Annotated in this window: 17 protein-coding genes; 10 read left to right on the top strand and 7 right to left on the bottom strand. The window is 69.3% G+C overall.

Annotation, left to right across the window (positions count from 1 at the left end; genetic code table 11):
* Window positions 1–355: 355 nt before the first annotated feature.
* From VGH85_06480 to ugpC, 8 genes are all read left to right on the top strand, one after another.
* Window positions 356–1,849, top strand: a complete 1,494-nt coding sequence (locus VGH85_06480; GenBank protein ID HEY2173446.1) for a hypothetical protein — start codon at window positions 356–358, stop codon at window positions 1,847–1,849.
* Window positions 1,833–2,669: a glycosyltransferase family 2 protein gene (locus VGH85_06475; protein HEY2173445.1), complete on the top strand. Its 837-nt coding sequence runs from the start codon at window positions 1,833–1,835 to the stop codon at window positions 2,667–2,669. Before VGH85_06480 ends, VGH85_06475 begins: the two co-directional genes overlap by 17 nt.
* Before the next feature lie 260 nt (window positions 2,670–2,929).
* Complete coding sequence (locus VGH85_06470; GenBank protein HEY2173444.1) at window positions 2,930–3,367, top strand: hypothetical protein; 438 nt, start codon at window positions 2,930–2,932, stop codon at window positions 3,365–3,367.
* Between the two features lie 154 nt (window positions 3,368–3,521).
* Entirely contained in the window at window positions 3,522–4,763 is a 1,242-nt protein-coding gene (locus tag VGH85_06465; GenBank protein ID HEY2173443.1) for an NAD-dependent epimerase/dehydratase family protein, read from the top strand.
* 284 nt (window positions 4,764–5,047) lie between these two features.
* The gene (locus tag VGH85_06460) at window positions 5,048–6,343 is read left to right on the top strand and encodes an ABC transporter substrate-binding protein (GenBank protein HEY2173442.1); all 1,296 of its coding nucleotides are present in this window, start codon (window positions 5,048–5,050) and stop codon (window positions 6,341–6,343) included.
* A 31-nt stretch (window positions 6,344–6,374) separates the two neighbouring features.
* The gene (locus VGH85_06455; protein HEY2173441.1) at window positions 6,375–7,331 is read left to right on the top strand and encodes a sugar ABC transporter permease; all 957 of its coding nucleotides are present in this window, start codon (window positions 6,375–6,377) and stop codon (window positions 7,329–7,331) included.
* Window positions 7,331–8,167: a carbohydrate ABC transporter permease gene (locus tag VGH85_06450; GenBank protein HEY2173440.1), complete on the top strand. Its 837-nt coding sequence runs from the start codon at window positions 7,331–7,333 to the stop codon at window positions 8,165–8,167. The genes VGH85_06455 and VGH85_06450 overlap by 1 nt, the downstream gene beginning before the upstream one ends.
* A gap of 13 nt (window positions 8,168–8,180) precedes the next feature.
* The gene (ugpC, locus tag VGH85_06445; protein ID HEY2173439.1) at window positions 8,181–9,461 is read left to right on the top strand and encodes a sn-glycerol-3-phosphate ABC transporter ATP-binding protein UgpC; all 1,281 of its coding nucleotides are present in this window, start codon (window positions 8,181–8,183) and stop codon (window positions 9,459–9,461) included.
* Between the two features lie 8 nt (window positions 9,462–9,469).
* On the opposite strand, the gene VGH85_06440 is transcribed toward ugpC, so the two are convergent.
* Both VGH85_06440 and VGH85_06435 read right to left on the bottom strand, forming a co-directional pair.
* Window positions 9,470–10,312 carry a chromosome partitioning protein ParB gene (locus tag VGH85_06440; GenBank protein ID HEY2173438.1) on the bottom strand — a complete coding sequence of 281 codons (843 nt, stop codon included), beginning with the start codon at window positions 10,310–10,312 and terminating at the stop codon, window positions 9,470–9,472.
* 10 nt (window positions 10,313–10,322) lie between these two features.
* Window positions 10,323–10,991, bottom strand: a complete 669-nt coding sequence (locus tag VGH85_06435; protein ID HEY2173437.1) for a metallophosphoesterase — start codon at window positions 10,989–10,991, stop codon at window positions 10,323–10,325.
* Between the two features lie 112 nt (window positions 10,992–11,103).
* Between VGH85_06435 and VGH85_06430 the strand changes: the two genes are divergently transcribed.
* Entirely contained in the window at window positions 11,104–12,324 is a 1,221-nt protein-coding gene (locus tag VGH85_06430) for an amidohydrolase (GenBank protein ID HEY2173436.1), read from the top strand.
* Window positions 12,325–12,345: 21 nt separating this feature from the next.
* On the opposite strand, the gene VGH85_06425 is transcribed toward VGH85_06430, so the two are convergent.
* The 5 genes from VGH85_06425 to VGH85_06405 are packed head-to-tail and all read right to left on the bottom strand — an operon-like array spanning window position 12,346 to window position 16,682.
* Window positions 12,346–12,786, bottom strand: coding sequence for an Lrp/AsnC family transcriptional regulator (locus VGH85_06425; protein ID HEY2173435.1), 441 nt, complete (start codon window positions 12,784–12,786; stop codon window positions 12,346–12,348).
* Between the two features lie 36 nt (window positions 12,787–12,822).
* Window positions 12,823–13,581 (bottom strand): maleylpyruvate isomerase family mycothiol-dependent enzyme, encoded by a 759-nt coding sequence (locus tag VGH85_06420; protein HEY2173434.1) that lies wholly within the window; start codon window positions 13,579–13,581, stop codon window positions 12,823–12,825.
* 31 nt (window positions 13,582–13,612) lie between these two features.
* Complete coding sequence (locus VGH85_06415; protein ID HEY2173433.1) at window positions 13,613–14,347, bottom strand: SUMF1/EgtB/PvdO family nonheme iron enzyme; 735 nt, start codon at window positions 14,345–14,347, stop codon at window positions 13,613–13,615.
* Window positions 14,348–14,395: 48 nt separating this feature from the next.
* On the bottom strand, window positions 14,396–15,541 hold the full coding sequence (locus VGH85_06410) for an acyl-CoA dehydrogenase family protein (protein ID HEY2173432.1): 1,146 nt from the start codon (window positions 15,539–15,541) through the stop codon (window positions 14,396–14,398).
* A 13-nt stretch (window positions 15,542–15,554) separates the two neighbouring features.
* Entirely contained in the window at window positions 15,555–16,682 is a 1,128-nt protein-coding gene (locus VGH85_06405; protein ID HEY2173431.1) for a Xaa-Pro peptidase family protein, read from the bottom strand.
* Window positions 16,683–16,772: 90 nt separating this feature from the next.
* On the opposite strand from VGH85_06405, the gene VGH85_06400 reads away from it, so the two are divergent.
* Window positions 16,773–17,419: 5'-3' exonuclease (locus VGH85_06400; protein HEY2173430.1), on the top strand; the 647-nt coding region annotated here is incomplete at its 3' end.

Genomic DNA, 17,419 nt, shown 5'->3' with positions numbered 1-17,419 from the left:
TGGCGATGCGTACGTAACGGCTGTCCGATCGCCCCGTTGTGCGAGACGTGAGGGACCATATCCGTACTCGGCTACCCCCCGTCAACCCACCCGTTACCCACAGTTGACCATGTATCCGCAGGTCAGCGGCACTTTTGCGGCCCGAAGGAATTTCCTTGCCGGGCAGCAGATCCCGGCGTGTCGGGCGGCGTGTCGGCGCGGGGCGGGTCTATGTTCGCGGGTTCGCCAGCCGCGATGGCCGGTTCGCGGTCGCCGGGCCGCCCGGCCGTCGCCGGCGGGCGACGTGCCGCGCATCGGGGCGGGCTGTCCTATCGTGTGCGCAAAGGCAACAACACAATCGGGAAAGGACCGCCCAGTGGCCGAGATCGCCGGCGGCGACGCCGACCGACCCGACCGCTGGACCTCGACGGCCGTCCGGGACGAGCAGCTGGCCGGCGCGGGACCGACCACGACGGCCGTCTCCCGACGCCGGACCTGGCTCCGCTGGCACCTGCCGTTCATGATCGTGCTGCTCGCCGGGGCGGCGATCCGGGTGATCGTGGTGCTGGCCTACCGGCCTGCGGTCCTCTTCCCGGACTCGATCAGCTACCTCGCCGCGGCCCGGCGGCTCGTCCCGGGCGTCAACCGTCCGCTCGGCTACTCGGGACTGCTGGCGCCGCTGCTCTACTCCCCGCACCCGCTCCTCATCGTCGCCATCGTCCAGCACCTCATGGGTCTGGCGATGGCCGTCGTGATCTACGCGCTCCTGCTGCGGTGGAAGGTCCGACGCTGGCTCGCGATCGTCGCGACGCTGCCGGTCCTCTTCGACTCCTATCAGCTGCTGATCGAGCAATACATCATGGCGGACACGTTCTTCGAGCTGCTGATGGTCGTCGGGCTCGTCGTGCTCGCCTGGAAACGCACCCCCATCCCGCTCTGGGCCTGCGCGGTCTCCGGGTTCGCGCTGGCCCTCGGGGCGATCACCCGCCTCGACGGAGCCGCGCTGCTGCTCCCCGCCCTCGGCTACGTGATCCTGCGTCAGCCCGGCGTACGCCTTCGCATCGTCGGCGCCGTCGCCATGGTGGTCACGTTCGCCGTACCGGTCGGGCTCTACGCCGTCGGCTACGACCTCGCGCACGGGAAGCTCGCGCTCTCCGGCTACTCCGGGCACTTCCTCTACGGCCGGGTCATGCCGTTCGCGACCTGCACGGGGCTGTCCCTGCCGGCTTACGAGCGCAGCCTCTGCCCGACCACACCCCCCGGTCACCGCGAGCCCACCGACTTCTGGATCTGGTCGCCGAAATCCCCCGCCTACCACCTGCACCTGCCGCCCGGGAAAAGCACCGACGGGGTGCTCAAGGACTTCGGCAAGCGGGTCATCCTGAATCAGCCGGGTACTTATACCAAGAGTGTTTTAACCAATTTCGTCGATGGCTTTGCACTCGTGCGCAACGGGTCCGCCCGCTTCCAATTCCAGCGCGACTACCCGTTGAACGGATTCGACCCGGCACCGGTATCGCACAAGTACGGCGACCAGACGCCGTATGCCGATCATCGCTACACAGGGTTCCTCTATTACTACGGGCAATACGTCAACGCACCCGGCCCACTGATGGCACTGGCTCTGGTCCTCGGCCTTCTGGGTGGCTTCGGCATCGGTCGTGCCCGACGATCCGGGATGCGCCTCGTGTGTCTGCTTTTCGCGGTCGCCGGCCTGGCCGTGCTGCTTCCGTCCAACGCAGCGTCTATCTTCTCCTGGCGATACGTTTTGCCATCGCTGGAGCTTCTGCCCGTAGCGGGAGCTCTCGGATTCACTGCCCTGACAGCAAGGAGCCACCGAGGTGAGCCAGCACGTGAGCGACAGACCTGACGACACGCCCCACCGGTCACTGCGGGAGGCGGTCGACACCGTCGCGGTGACCGACGAGGCCCTGCTGAAGTTCCATCAGCGGTACGGCGAGGTGACCCTGCAGCCGCTCGTCATCGTCATCGCCGCGTACAACGAAGCGGACAACATCGGGCCGGTACTCGACGAGATCCCGGACCGGATCGCCGACGTGCCGGTGTCCATTGTGGTCGTCGACGACGGCAGCGGCGACGACACCGCAACTGTGGCGGCGAAGCACGGCGCGATGGTCTGCGCGCTCTCGGTCAACCGTGGTCACGGAGTCGCGCTGCGCCTGGGTTATCGGATCGCGCGCAACGGCAACGCCCGTTACATCGCCACCTTGGACGCCGACGGCCAGTGGGATCCGGCCGACCTGCCCGCGATGGTGAAGCTGCTCGCCGAGGACCGCGCCGACTTCGTGATCGGCTCCCGGCAACTCGGCCGTACCGAGAACAGCGACCAGTTCCGGAACACCGGCGTCCGGCTCTTCGCCTTCGTGATCAGCACCCTGACGCGTACCCACCTCACCGACACCTCGAGCGGGCTACGGGCGTTGCGCTCCGAGATCACCGGTGTGGTCACCCAGACACAGCCGCAGTACCAGACCTCGGAGCTGCTGATCGGCTCGATCTATCACGGGTACCGCGTCGCCGAGGTCCCCACCACCATGCGGCAGCGACTCTCCGGTGAGACCAAGAAGGGCGGCAACCTCTCCTACGGGTTCCGCTACGCCCGGGTCATCGCAATGACCTGGTGGCGGGAGCGCCGGGCCAGTGCCACCCGTAAGGCCGCCCGGCGGTAGCCTTTAGCCCGCCGCGACGGTACGCATCGCCTGCGGCACGCATGTGCGGGCGATAGAATAGGCCGGTCGCCGACCGCGGCTGCGCACTTTGGTCCCGGTCGATTCCGTACCGCACGTGTGTCCGAAGATTGTCGGTCTCCCGCAAGGCAAGGACACGAATGACTCTCGGATCGTCCCGAATCGGATCGGCGGTAGTGCGCCGGTTTCGCACGCCCTTCGGCAAACGATTCGGTCGTTTCTTGCCCGTCTCACTGGCAGCCTTGGCGGCAAGTCAGATCACCCTGATCGTGTGCCTCGGACCGTTGCACCTCACCGCCGGAGTATCCGGCGCCGCCGGGTGGTTCGCCGGGGCGAGCGTCAGCTATTTCCTCAGCCGGTGGGCGTGGGAGCGCAAGGGCCGTCCGCACGTGCTGAAGGAGACGCTGCCGTTCTTCGCGGTGGCCATCTGCGCCGGACTGATCCTGACGCTCACCGCGAAGTGGGCCAACCAGGAGGCCATCTCGCTCGGGCTGTCGCACGTCGAGCGGGTGTTGTTCGTGGACGCCGCGTATTTCCTGGCGAACTGTGTGACATTCGCCAGCCGATTCCTGATTTTCCACTATATCCTGTTCGTCGATCGGGGACCCAAGGACGGGCCGGTCGAGCCGACCCCCGGGACCGGCGACGACGCTCTCCCGGAATCGGGCGCACTGCGCTGATACGAGCGAACGGGTGGGCGGCGGCTTATCCTCATGAAGGTGCAGCCGGGGCGCGGCGCTGGATCGTGCTTGGGCTAAACTCCCGCCTCGTTTCGGTAAGGTACAGGTCGCACACGCGGTCGAACATCGGCGAAGACGGATGGAGTCCTCCAACATGCGGATCGTAGTTCTCGGTGGAGACGGCTTCTGCGGCTGGCCGACAGCGCTGCATCTGTCCGACCGCGGTCACGAGGTCGTGATCGTCGACAACCTGTCGCGGCGGAACATCGACAATGAGCTCGAGGTGAGCTCGCTCACTCCGATCGCCCCGATGAGCGTCCGGCTCGCGGTCTGGAAAGAGCACACCGGCAAGGACATCGCCTACTACCGGTTCGACGTCGCCGAGAACTACCACCGGCTGCTCTCCCTTCTGCAGGAGTTCCAGCCCGACACCGTGGTGCACTTCGCCGAGCAGCGGGCCGCGCCGTACTCGATGAAGAGCTCGTGGCACAAGCGCTACACGGTCAGCAACAACCTCAACGCCACCAACAACCTGCTGGCCGCCGTCGTCGAGTCCGGCCTGGACATCCACGTCGTGCACCTGGGCACGATGGGCGTCTACGGCTACGGCACCGCCGGAATGAAGATCCCCGAGGGCTACCTGCGGGTCGAGGTGCGCACCGACGACGGGCACACCGTCGAGCAGGAGATCCTCTACCCGGCGAAGCCGGGCAGCATCTACCACCTGACGAAGACCCAGGACCAGTTGCTGTTCGCCTACTACAACAAGAACGACGGCGTGCGGGCCACCGACCTGCACCAGGGCATCGTCTGGGGCACCCAGACCCCGCAGACGGCACTGGACGAACGGCTGATCAACCGGTTCGACTACGACGGCGACTACGGCACCGTCCTCAACCGCTTCCTCATGCAGGCGGCGATCGGCTACCCGCTCACCGTCCATGGCACCGGTGGCCAGACCCGGGCCTTCATCCACATCCAGGACACCGCCCGCTGTATCCAGCTCGCCATCGAGAACCCGCCGGAACAAGGCGATCGGGTGGCGATCCTCAACCAGATGACCGAGACGCACCGGGTCATCGACCTCGCCAAAATCATCTCCGACATGACGGGCGCGACCATCGACCACGTCGCCAACCCGCGGAACGAGGACGCCGACAACGAGCTGTTCGTCGAGAACCGTCAGCTGTTGGCGATGGGCCTCCAGCCGGTCACGCTGGCCGACGGACTGCTGAGCGAGGTCACCGACATCGCCCAGCGCTACGCCGACCGGTGCGACCTCGACAAGATCCCGGCCAAGTCGTTGTGGCGCCAGGACGAGCCCGCGGCGGCTCCGGAGTCGGCCGCCGGCGCAACCGGCGAGCGTCGCCGCCACGGAGTCGCGAAGCAGCCGTAGGGCCCGCGCCGCCCTTCGCCCTCGCACGTCCGCAGCGCTCCACAGCGGTGCGGCGTGTCTCGGTCGATATCGATCAATCACGCCTATTGTGATCCGTCTGGCACCGAGCCGTCGAAGGACGGACCGGTGGGGAGGCGTGGTCACGAATTGAACGCTCATTGGCAAGGCGATTGCGCGCACCTGGGTGCATGCGTAGATTCCAATCGTTACCGAGAGTCGCTTGCGCCGGCTCCTCCGTCGGCACCGGTCACTCCGCGCTTCGGCGCTCTGAGGGGAGCGGTAGCGTGACTAGTCCGTCCAGCTTCCGATCGACCCGACGCAGGCGCCTGCTCTCACTCGCAGCCGCCTGCGCCGCCACCGTTCCACTGCTCGCGGCCTGCGGCAGCAGCAATTCGGGCGGCCCGGTCAGCATCAGCTTCTACGACCAGCCGGGCAGCCAGACGGCGACCCAGGCCAACGCGGACGCCTGCACCAAGCAGTCGGGCGGCAAGTACAAGATCGATTACGTCAAGCTGCCCACCGCAGCAGACCAGCAGCGCCTGCAGCTGGTGCGCCGCATGGCGGCGGGCGACACCTCCGTCGACATCATGGGTCTCGACGTCACGTGGGAGGCGGAGTTCGCCGAGGCGGGGTGGATCGTCCCCTGGACCGGGCAGAACGAGACCAACGCCCGCAAGGACCAGCTCGCCGGACCGTTGGCGACCGCGACCTGGCAGGGCAAGATCGTCGCGATCCCCTACAACTCCAACACCCAGCTGTTGTGGTACCGCAAGGACCTCGTGCCCAAGGCACCGGCGACCTGGGACGAGATGATCACGCAGGCCGAGGCACTCGCCAAGCAGGGCAAGCCGCACTTCATCGAGGAGCAGGGCGCCCAGTACGAAGGCCTCACCGTGTGGTTCAACTCCATGGTGGCCAGCGCCGGCGGCACGATCCTCTCTCCGGACAGCAAGACGGTCACCCTCGGGCCGCCGGCCGTGACGGCGCTCACGACGATGCGCCGGTTTGCGACGTCCACAGCCGCCGACCCGTCGCTGTCCAACGACCAGGAGGACCAGGGCCGGCTGGCGATGGAGTCCGGGACCGCGGCGTTCGAGATCAACTACCCCTACGTCTGGCCGTCGATGCAGGCCGACAAGCCGAAGTTCTACAAGAGCTTCACCTGGGCGCCGTTCCCGACCGTGGTCGCGGGCAAGCCGGCCCGGTCGACGATCGGCGGCATCGACCTCGCGATCAGCAAGTACAGCCAGCACAAGGCTCTCGCGTTCGAGGCAGCGACCTGCCTGGCCGCCGCGCCCCAGCAGCTGGTCGGCGCCATTGAGGGCGGCCTTCCTCCGACGCTCCAGTCGCTGTATACGCACCCCAGCGCCGACTTCAAGAAGAACTACCCCTTCTACCAGGTCATCTACAAGCAGCTGCAGAACGCGACCGTCCGGCCGAAGACGCCGGCGTACCAGAGCGTCTCGATCGCGATCCAGCACGCGTTGTCCCCGCCCAGCGCGATCGATCCGCAGAAGACCGTCAGCGAACTCAAGAGCCAGATATCCGACGCGCTCCAATCAAAGGGCTTGGTCCCATGATCGTGCACGCGTGCGAGTTGGTGAGGCCACGATGACTCATACCGAACAGGCCGTCGAAGAACGCACGGCTGCGGGCGGTGGTGGAAAGCGCGGCGGCAAAGCCCTCACGGAGGGCGCACGGGCCGAGCGGCGGCTCGGGTGGTTGCTGTGCGCACCCGCCGTGATCGTGATGGTGGCGGTCACTGCCTACCCGATCGGCTACGCGATCTACCTGTCCCTGCAACGGTCGGACCTCCGGTTCCCTGCGGCGTCGAAGTTCATCGGATTGTCCAACTACGCGACCGTGCTGAGCTCCGGGTTCTGGTGGCGGGCACTGGTCGTCACGGTGATCATCACGGTCATCTCCGTCGCGGTCGAATTCGCCTTCGGCATGGGCCTGGCACTGCTCATGCACCGCACGATCTGGGGCAAGGGCGGGGTCCGTACGGCGATCCTCGTCCCCTACGGCATCGTCACGATCGCCGCCGGATTCGGCTGGCAGTACGCCTGGACTCCGGGCGTCGGCTACCTCGCCGAGCTTCTCCCCACCGGCAGCGCGCCGCTCACCGACAGCGCGCAGGCAATCGGCCTGATCATCCTCGCCGAGATCTGGAAGACGACGCCCTTCATGGCGTTGCTGCTGCTAGCCGGCCTGGCCCTCGTACCGGAAGAACTCCTCAACGCGGCGAAAGTCGACGGCGCCAGCCCATGGCAGCGCTTCACCAAGGTGATGGTGCCGTTGATGAAGCCCGCGATCCTGGTGGCACTGCTCTTCCGCACCCTCGACGCCTTCCGGATCTTCGACAACATCTACGCCCTGACGTTGGGCGCGCACGGCACCGGATCCGTGTCCATTCTCGGATATGACAACCTCTTCACCGCGCTGAACCTCGGTATCGGGTCCACCATCTCCGTACTCATCTTCATCTGTGTCGGCATCATCGCCTTCGCCTTCATCAAACTCTTCGGGGCATCGACCCCGGGCAGCGACCTCAAGGAGGCGGGCTGATGGCTACCACTGCCAGGCAGAAGACCCTGTGGAGCATCGGAAACGTCGCCGTCATCGCCTGGGCTCTGTTCCCGGTGTGGTGGCTCGTCTCCCTGTCGTTCAAGCTGCCGGCCAACATCGCCACCGACGGCGGGAGTTTCTGGCCCACAGCCTGGACGCTCGATAACTACCGGGGCATCTTCAAGCTCAACGAATTCATCCACGCCCTGATCAACTCCATCGGTATCGCGTTGATCTCGACGGCGATCGCGGTGGTGCTCGGGACGATGGCCGCCTACGCCGTGGCGCGGCTGCGGTTCCCGGGCAAGCGGCTGCTGATCGGCATGTCGTTGCTGATCGCGATGTTCCCCGCGATCTCGCTGGTCAGCCCGCTGTTCAGCATCGAGCGGTCGCTCGGGCTTTTCAACACCTGGCCCGGCCTGATCATCCCCTACATGACCTTCTCGTTGCCACTGGCGATCTACACGCTGTCCGCCTTCTTCCGCGAGATCCCCTGGGACCTGGAGAAGGCGGCGAAGATGGACGGGGCGACCCCGGCCCAGGCCTTCGTCAAGGTGATTGCGCCGCTCGCAGCGCCGGGCATCTTCACCACCGCGATCCTGGTGTTCATCTTCGCCTGGAACGACTTCCTCTTCGCCATCTCGCTGACCTCGACCACGGCGTCGCGGACCGTCCCGGCCGAGCTCGCGTTCTTCACCGGCAACTCGCAATTTGAACAGCCCATCGGGTCGATCGCCGCGGCCGCGGTGATCATCACCATCCCCATCGTCATCTTCGTACTGCTCTTCCAGCGTCGTATCGTCGCCGGGCTGACGTCCGGCGCCGTCAAGGGATAAGAGGGAGTCAACCGTGGCCGACATCGTGCTCGACCGGGTCACCAAGCGTTTCCCCGACGGCGCTCTGGCCGTCCAGTCCGTGAGCCTGGAGATCGCCGACGGCGAGTTCGTCATCCTCGTCGGACCCTCCGGCTGCGGGAAGTCCACGACGCTGAACATGATCGCCGGCCTCGAGGACATCACCGAGGGCGAACTGCGCATCGCGGGCGAGGTCGTCAACAACAAGGCGCCCAAGGACCGCGATATCGCGATGGTGTTCCAGAACTATGCGCTCTACCCGCACATGACCGTGCGGGAGAACATGGCCTTTCCGCTGAAGCTGGCGAAGGTCGATAAGGAGATCATCCGCCAGAAGGTGGACAATGCCGCCGAGGTGCTGGAACTGACCGCGCACCTCGACCGCAAGCCGTCCAACCTCTCGGGTGGCCAGCGGCAGCGGGTCGCGATGGGTCGGGCGATCGTGCGTGACCCCAAGGCGTTCCTGATGGACGAGCCGCTGTCCAACCTCGACGCCAAGCTCCGGGTGCAGATGCGCACGCAGGTCTCCCGGCTGCAGAAGCGACTCGGCACCACCACCGTCTACGTCACCCACGACCAGACCGAGGCCATGACCCTCGGCGACCGGGTCGTCGTCATGCGCAACGGCCTCGTGCAGCAGGTCGGCAGCCCGCAGGTGCTCTACGAGCGGCCGGTCAACCTCTTCGTCGCGGGCTTCATCGGGTCACCGTCGATGAACTTCCTGGTCGCCACCCTGGAGAACGGCAAGCTCTCCACCCCCATCGGCGACATCCCGCTGACGCCGGAGCACAAGCGTGCCCTCGAGCGTCAGAACCTCGACCGGCAGGTCATCGTCGGACTCCGCCCCGAGGACTTCGAGGATGCCTCGCTGGTCGAGGAACGGGAGAAGGCCTACGGCGGCACGTTCGAGGCCACCGTCGACGTCCTCGAGTCGATGGGCTCGGACGTCTTCGCCTACTTCACCCTCCAGGGCGGCCGGGCGACCTCGGCCGAGCTCGAAGAGCTCGCCCGCGACTCCGGCAGCTCCGAAGTGGCCGCCGACGCCGACCAGGTGGTCACCCGGCTGGACCCGGCGACGCGGGCGCGGGAGGGGGAATCGCTCAACGTCTGGTTCGACGCCCGGAAGGTGCACGTCTTCGACCCGCACTCCGGTGAGAACGTCACCACCGAGGCGGTCGCCGGCACCAACGACGGCGCGCGGAGCCCGGCTGCCGCATCCGATCCCGCCCCGCAGACCGACCCCGAGGACGGCGGGCGGCACGAAAGCAACGAGTAGGCGGTCGATCAGCCGATCGTGCCGCGCAGCCGGTTGACGATCTCGTCGCTCCACTCGTGGGTGCGGATCAGCCGGTAGCGTTCGGACGCGACTCGGAGATACGCCTCGGCCTCGGTGCGCTTCCCGATCAGGTCGGCCTGGCGCAACATGCGCACCACCGGGAGGTACTCCTCGGCGTACCACCGGCGGGCGATGGTCGGTCGGTCGAGGAACTGGGCCTCGTCCTGCATGCAGCGGAAGCCCCAGGCTTCGACCGCCTCGCCCAGCTCGGCGTAGGTCCACGGGTCGTGCACAGTGATCGACTGGTGTGCAGCGGGTGGCAGCGGGACGCGGCTCGCGAACAGCCGCTCGTAGTCCTTGACGAGAAGGTCGCTCCGCCGCCGGATCCCGGTGGCCGGCAGCCGGGTGCGGACCTCGGTGACGTAGGCCTCGATGCTCGTCTGGTGCATCGCGTGCGCGACCGACACCCGGTGGTGCCCGTCCCGGACGAAGTGCAGGTCGCCGATCCGGTAGACGTCGATCGGCGGGATGTCGCCACCGCGCCGCTGTGCCTCGGCGATGCGCTGCCAGCGTTGCCGCACCCGCGTCGAGGTCGGGCGGAACTTGCGGTCGAAGTCGCGGGTCTTGTCGACCGTGCCGACGATCGAGTCGAGCGGGATGACCTCGAGGCCCACGTAACTCTCCCCGGCCCAGCCGAGCGCGTCCACCACCTCGTCGAAGGGGAGGATCAGGTTGACGTCGTCCGGCTCACCGCGGAGCCGATGCGCAAGCCGGGAGAGCACCTGGGCCCGCCGGGCGCGCAGGAAGTCGTTCTCCGCGTCGGCGGTCGGGAATCCGGTGTCACGCGCCACGGTCCCCGTTCTACTCCAGGTCGGCGTGACCGGGAGTATCGATCAGGCGATAGCCGACGACATTACACACGGTCGTCGCCCCTATCACCCGATCGGGGGCGGGGGCGCCATACGGGTGGATATGGCCGTGCAGCAGGAGCCGGGGCCGCAGGGTGGCGACGAGGCCGTGCAGGGCGTCGAACCCGTGGTGCGGCCGGTCCTCGCCGTCGCCGACCCCGGCGGGCGGGGCGTGAGTGAGGACGACGTCGACGCCGTGGCCGTCGCGCCGGCGCCACGCGGTGCGGCAGCGCAACCGACGAGCCCGCCGGGCCAGCTCCCGCTGGGTGTACTGGTTGGGGCCCGGCCGGTAGCGCAGCGAGCCACCCAGGCCCACCAGCCGGAGCCCGCCGGCGTCGACCACGCGGCCGTCGGCGTTCTCCGCTCCCGCCGGGCCGGGCGACTCGGCCGGCATTCCGGCACGCAGCGTGAGCCCGGACCGGCTCCCCCGTACGCCGGACAGATCCGGATCATGGTTGCCGGGCACGAAGACCGTCGGGACGTTGAGCGTGCTGACGAGATATTCGAGGTAGTCGAACGGCAGGTCGCCGCAGGCGACCACGAGGTCCGGCGCCAACCGCCGGACCGTGGGCTGCCACAGGCTCTCCACGGTTTCGTCGGCGACGGCGAGGATACGGACCACCTGCCGACGGTACGCACCGGTGCCCGGCGGCCGCACGTCGCCACCTCATCGGGGCTCACCGGGCACGCACTAGGCTTTTGCGGCCAGCGTGGTCACGACTTCGGAGGTGCCGGTGCCAGAGCAGCCGATAGCGTTCGTGGGCGGTCGGGTCGTCCCGATCGAGGGCGAACCGATCGAGGGTGGCACCGTCGTCGTGGACGGCGGGCGGGTCACCGCCGTGGGCGGGCCGGACACCGTCGTCCCCGACGGCACGGTCACCGTCGACGCGAGCGGCCGCTGGGTGCTCCCCGGCTTCATCGACGCGCACACCCACCTCGGCGTGCACGAGGAGGCCGAGGGCTGGGCCGGCCAGGACACCAACGAGATGACCGACCCGGTGACCGCGCAGGTGCGGGCGATGGACGCGATCAACCCGGCCGACATCGGCTTCCGCGACGCCATCTCCGGCGGAGTCCTCGTCGCCAACGTCAACCCGGGGTCCGGCAACCCGATCGGCGGCCAGACCATCGCGTTGACCACCTGGGGCCGCACCGTCGACGAGATGACGATGCGCGCACCCAGCGGGCTGAAGTCCGCGCTCGGCGAGAACCCCAAGCGGGTCTACGGCGACAAGAAGCAACTCCCGAGCACCCGGCTCGGCACCGCCGCGGTGATCCGCGAGGCGTTCACCCAGGCGCGCAACTACATGGCCAAATGGGACCGGGCCGCATCGGCGACCGACACCGCGCCGCCGGACCGCGACCTCAAACTCGAGGCGCTGGCCTCGGTGCTCCGCGGGGAGATCCCCTGGCGGCAGCACTGCCACCGGGCGGACGACATCGCGACGGCGATGCGGATCGCGGAGGAGTTCGGCTACCGGCTGGTCATCGACCACGGTACGGAGGCCCACCTCATCGCCGACCTGATCGCCGCCCGCGGGATCCCGGTCATCATCGGGCCGCTGTTCACCTCCCGATCGAAGGCTGAGCTGCGCAACCGGTCACTCGCCAACCCCGGCAAGCTTGCCGCGGCCGGGGTGACCATCGCGATCACGACCGACCATCCGGTGGTGCCCATCCACTTCCTGGTGCACCAGGCAACCCTCTCGGTCAAGGAGGGGCTCGACCCGGTGACGGCGCTGCGGGCGATCACGATCAACCCGGCGCGGATCGCGGGCATCGACGACCGGGTCGGCTCGCTGGAGGTCGGCAAGGACGCCAACGTCGTGCTGTGGTCGGGTGATCCGCTCGACGTGCTCTCGCGGGTGGAGCGGGCCTACATCGGCGGTCGCGAGGTCTACACCTACGACGCCGCAGCCGGAGCCGGCAGCTACGCCGAACACGCCCTCAGCTGACGCCTCCGCCGACAGCGGAGGTCAGACGAAGGTGCCCCGACCCTCGTAGGGGGTGGAGAGCACCACCGTCGTGCGCGTCGAGACGTTGGCGGCGGAGCGGATGTCCTGCAGCAGCGACTCCAGGTCGGCCGGACCGCCGACCCGGACCTTGAGGATGTAGCTCTCCTCGCCGGCCACCGAGAAGCACGACTCGATCGCCGCGATGCCGACCAGCCGGTCCGGGGCGTCGTCCGGCGCCGCCGGGTCGATCGGCTTTATCGAGACGAAGGCGGTCAGCGGGAGGCCGAGCTCGTCCGCGTTGACCTGGGCGGTGTAGCCGCGGATCACTCCACGGGTCTCCAGCCGGCGGACCCGCTGGTGCACGGCGGACACCGACAGGCCCACGCGTTCGGCGAGGTCGGTGTAGCTCAGGCGGCCGTCATCGACGAGCGCGCGGACGATCCGACGATCGAGCTCCTCCATGCAGGGAGACGCTACCGGTCGGCGGTTTGGGCCTGATCAGCCGAACGGTGGCCACGCCAGCAGCCGCTCGACGACGGCCCGGTCGCCGTCGACGCCGAGCGCATCGAGCGACCGGCGGCCGTAGAGGGCCAGCAGCAGGTCGCTGGCCGGACCGCGAAGACTTACATCCGGTGCCGGGCCGGCGGCGCCGTCGACGACTGCGGCGCCGGCATCGGTGAGATCGACGACCCAGCCGCCGCCTTCGTCGGCCTGAATGGCGACCCGGGCGGGCTTGTCCGGCCACGCCCCGCAGCTCCCGAACCCCGCCACCAGGAACTCGGCCACGCCGTCGAGGGCGATGCCCGCCGGGATCGGCTCAGCCCGATGTGCGGCCTCCTGAGCGTCGCGGGCGTGCACCGCGGCCTCCTGCACCTGATGGCGCGCCACAGCGCCGGCGGTGGCGGGGGCCGGAGAGGCCGCCCACCAGGTCCAGCACCCGGCATCCGGGCCGGCCGCCTCGAGTGCTGCGCGCAGCAGCCCGGTGGACTCGGCGTACCACGCCGTGAGGTCGCCGTCCGGGATCGGGCTTTCCATACCTGCCGCCGGCCCCGGGGTCGGCCCGTCGGGCGGACCGGCGGCCACGATGGCGGCCCAGAACCGCTGCACCTCCCCCACGTGCCCGACGAGGTCGCGGACCGTCCAGTCCGGACAGCCCGGCACCGGTGCATCGTCGGCGGCGGTCGCCGCGGCCACGGCGAGAGCACGTGACCGCTCGTCGATGAGGGTCAGCAGGTCAGGGAACTCCGGCGTCGTCATGCGGACGTCGTACCAGGCGTCGCCGACAGATTCAGACCAGGACCAGCCTGACCGCCAACGGCTCGCCCTCGGCGTAGACGCCGTGCCGCCGGTCGCAGCGGGCGAGGTCGCGGGCGTGCATGTACCCGCCGCCCTTGGTGATGTACGGCGAAAAGGCCCAGTCCTCCAGGAGTGGTACCTCCGGCGGAGCGCCGGCGAACGGGGCGTAGCGGGTGCAGGTCAGCTCGTCGGCGTTCCCGGCCATGTCGAGCAGCCCGAAGGCGCTTCGGCCGGCCGGATACTCGCCGACCGGACAGGTACCTCCGCGGGTGCGACCCATGTTGGCCAACGCCTCGTCCCAACGGTCGCCCCACGGATAGGTGCGCAGGTCGTCACCGCGTGCGGCGCGTACCCACTCCTGCTCGGTCGGCAACCGCACCGTCGAGCCGGTCAGCACGGACAACGCCTCGCACAGCGCGAACGCCGGCTCGACACCGACCGTGGCGGGATGCTCCGGACCGCCGTCGAGGATCGGCCGGACCGACGTCTCCGCCGCGAGCGCCTGCACCTGCGCGATCGTCAACGGAACCCGCCCGATGCGGAACGCCGGCACCGTCACCACGTGCCGGGGAAGCTCCTTGAGCAGCCAGGCCGGCTCGACTCCACTCAGATCGGGGGACGCCAACTCCGCCTCAATCGTCTCGAGGTCGGACCCCACGGCGACCTGACCCGCCGGCACACTCACGAGGTCATCCTCGATCTGGGCAAGCGTCTTGGCCACGTCCACGTCGACTCCCTGTCTTTGCCGGCACTCGAGCGGTCGGCCCACGAGCGGTCAACGGCCGGTCAGGGACCGGCCGATCACGATGCGCTGTACCTGGTTGGTGCCCTCGACGATCTGCAACACCTTGGCCTCGCGCATCCAGCGCTCGACCGGGTGGTCCTGCACGTAGCCGGCGCCACCGAGCACCTGTACCGCCTCCGTCGTGACCCGCATCGCGGTGTCGGTGCAGAAGAGCTTCGCCATGGCCGCCTCCGTCCGCGACGGGCGGCCCCGGTCACGCAGCCGGGCCGCATCGAGGTAGAGCGCCCGGGCGGCCGCGACCTGCGTCGCGAGGTCGGCGAGCAGGAAGGACATCCCCTGAAAGTCGATGATCGGCCGGCCGAACTGGGTGCGACCCTGGGCATAGTCCACGGCGTAGTCGAGGGCGGCCTGGGCGATACCGACTGCGCATGCGGCGATGCCCAGCCGGCCGCCGTCGAGGGCGGCGAGCGCGATCGTGAAGCCGGATCCCTCCGCTCCGAGCAGCCGGTCGGCCGGGACCCGCGCCCCGTCGAGCACGATCTGGGTCGTGGGACTCGAGGTGAGGGCCATCTTCTTCTCCGGCGCGGCCGGCTGCAGGCCGGGGATCCCGCCGGGCATCAGCAGGCAGGAGATCCCCCGCGGGCCGTCGTCGGAGGTACGCACGAAGACCGTGTAGAAGTCGGCCCGCCCGCCGTGGGTGACCCACGCCTTGACGCCACGCAGCACGTAGTCGTCGCCGTCGCGCACCGCGCGGGTGGTGAGGGCGGCCGCGTCCGACCCCGACTGCGGCTCGGAAAGGCAGTAGGCGCCGAGCCGCTCGCCTCCGACGAGGTCGGGGAGCAGCCGCTTGCGCTGCTCGTCGCTGCCGAAGGCGTACGTCGGATAGCACGCCAGGGTGTGCACGCTCACGCCGAGCCCGACCGAGAGCCACGCCGACGCGAGCTCCTCGACGACCTGCAGGTAGACCTCGTAGGGCTGGCCGCCGCCGCCGCAGTCCTCGGGATAGGGCAGACCCAGCAGTCCGGCCGCGCCGAGCGTCGCGAACACGGCGCGCGGGAACTCCCCCGCCCGCTCCGCCGCGGCCGCCCGCGGGCGCAGCTCGCGATCGGCGATCTGCCGGGTCAGCGCCAGCAGGTCTTCGGCCTCGGGGGTCGGCAACGTCCTTGTCACCGGCACCGTGTCATCCCTTCTACGTGTCCAGTACGGCGAGCTCACGCTCGACGAGGTTGAGCCGCTCCACCCCGTCGTCGGTGCAGACGACGATGTCTTCGATGCGCGCGCCGTGCCGGGCGGGCAGGTAGATGCCGGGCTCGACCGAGAACGTCATGCCGGACGCGAGCTCGTCGGTGTTGCCGGCCACGATCCACGGCTCCTCGTGGCACTCCAGCCCGATCCCGTGTCCGGTGCGGTGGACGAAGTACTCGCCGTAACCGGCGTCGTCGATGATCTCGCGGGCGGCGGCGTCGACCCGTTCCGCCGGTACGCCGGGCCGCACCGCCGCGCATCCGGCGTCCTGGGCACGTTGCAGGACGGTGTAGAAGCGGGCGACGTCAGGGTCCGGCGTACCGCCGGCGAGGTAGGTGCGGGTGGAGTCCGAGCAGTAGCCGTCGGCGGTGGTGCCGCCGATGTCCACCACGACCATGTCGCCGCGTTCGATGACCCGGTCGGAGAGCTCGTGGTGCGGGCTGGCGCTGTTGGGCCCGGATCCGACGATGGTGAAGTCGACGGTGGCGTGGCCCTCGGCGAGGATGGCGTCGGCGATGTCGCGGCCCACCTCGGCCTCGGTCCGGCCGGGGCGCAGCCACTCCCCCATCCGCCGGTGCACCCGGTCGATGGCGGCGCCGGCGCGGCGGAGGGCGTCGATCTCGGCCGGCGCCTTGCGCATCCGCAGCTCGCGCAGGATCGACCCGGCAAGCTGCTGGGTCGCTCCGGGCAGCGCGTCGCGCAACGCGAGTACGTGTTCGGCCCACATCCGGTCACCGACCGCGACGCGGCGCGCCGGGCGACCGAGTGCCGAGCCGAGAGTCGCAGCCACCAGCGCGAACGGGTCGGCGGTCTCCGGCCAGGCCACGATCTCGAGGCCGAGGCGGCTCGCGGGCGAGGCGAGCGCGGCGGGGTGCTCGAGCGCCGGCACGACGAGGGTCGGGTCCCCGACCTGGGGCACGACGAGGCAGGTGAGCCGCTCGAGAGGCATCGCGGCGTAACCGGTGAGATAGCGCAGGTCTGCGCCGGGCGTGAGCAACAGCGCGTCGACGTCGGCGGCGCCGGCCGCGGCCTGCGCCCGGGCGATCCGGTCGGCGGGGAAGAGCTCGCTCACATGGCGGAGAGTAACGTGCCGAGCGCCGACACTCGTGCAGGTGGCCTCCGCAACCACGCCGGTCGGTGGCAGGCTGTCGTGGTGACCCTGATGCTGCTCGACGCCGCCAGCATGTACTTCCGCGCGTTCCACGGTGTGCCCACCACCGTCACCGCGCCGGACGGAGCCCCGATCAATCTGGTCCGCGGTTTCCTCGACATGACCGCCCGGCTGGTCGGCACCCGGCTGCCGGACCGGTTGGTGGCCTGCCTCGACGAGGACTGGCGACCGGCGTTCCGGGTGGCCGCGGTGCCGTCGTACAAGGCGCACCGGGTTGCCCCGGATGGCGGCCAGGAGGAGCCGGACGAGTTGACCCCGCAGGTTCCGGTGCTGATGGAGGTGCTCGACGCGCTCGGCATCGCCCGGGTGGGGGTGGCCGGGTTCGAGGCCGACGACGTGATCGGGACACTGGCCGCCGTCGACAAGGATCCGGTGGAGGTGGTCTCCGGCGACCGGGATCTCTTCCAGGTGGTGCGCGACGAGCCGCCGGTACGCGTGCTCTACATCGCCCGCGGCGTCGCCAAGCTCGAGGTCGTCGGCCCGGCGGAAGTCACCGCGCGGTACGGCATCCCGGGGACCGGCTACGCCGACTTCGCCGTCCTGCGCGGCGATCCCAGCGACGGGCTGCCCGGCGTACCGGGGATCGGCGAGAAGTCTGCGTCGGCATTGATCAGCCGCTTCGGGTCGCTGGCCGCCGT

The organism is Mycobacteriales bacterium, from assembly GCA_036497565.1.
In the GTDB taxonomy this organism is placed as follows: Bacteria; Actinomycetota; Actinomycetes; order Mycobacteriales; family QHCD01; genus DASXJE01.
The sequence above is the reverse complement of the archived record's forward strand: the minus strand, read 5'-3'. Positions and strand labels throughout refer to the sequence as shown.

Excerpts from the sequence above, each read along its gene's own strand:
- VGH85_06425 (HEY2173435.1), bottom strand. The coding sequence starts at position 12,786 with ATGGAGGAGCTCGATCGTCGGATCGTCCGCGCGCTCGTCGATGACGGC.
- VGH85_06465 (HEY2173443.1), top strand. The coding sequence starts at position 3,522 with ATGCGGATCGTAGTTCTCGGTGGAGACGGCTTCTGCGGCTGGCCGACA.
- VGH85_06455 (HEY2173441.1), top strand. The coding sequence starts at position 6,375 with ATGACTCATACCGAACAGGCCGTCGAAGAACGCACGGCTGCGGGCGGT.
- VGH85_06450 (HEY2173440.1), top strand. The coding sequence starts at position 7,331 with ATGGCTACCACTGCCAGGCAGAAGACCCTGTGGAGCATCGGAAACGTC.
- VGH85_06420 (HEY2173434.1), bottom strand. The coding sequence starts at position 13,581 with ATGACGACGCCGGAGTTCCCTGACCTGCTGACCCTCATCGACGAGCGG.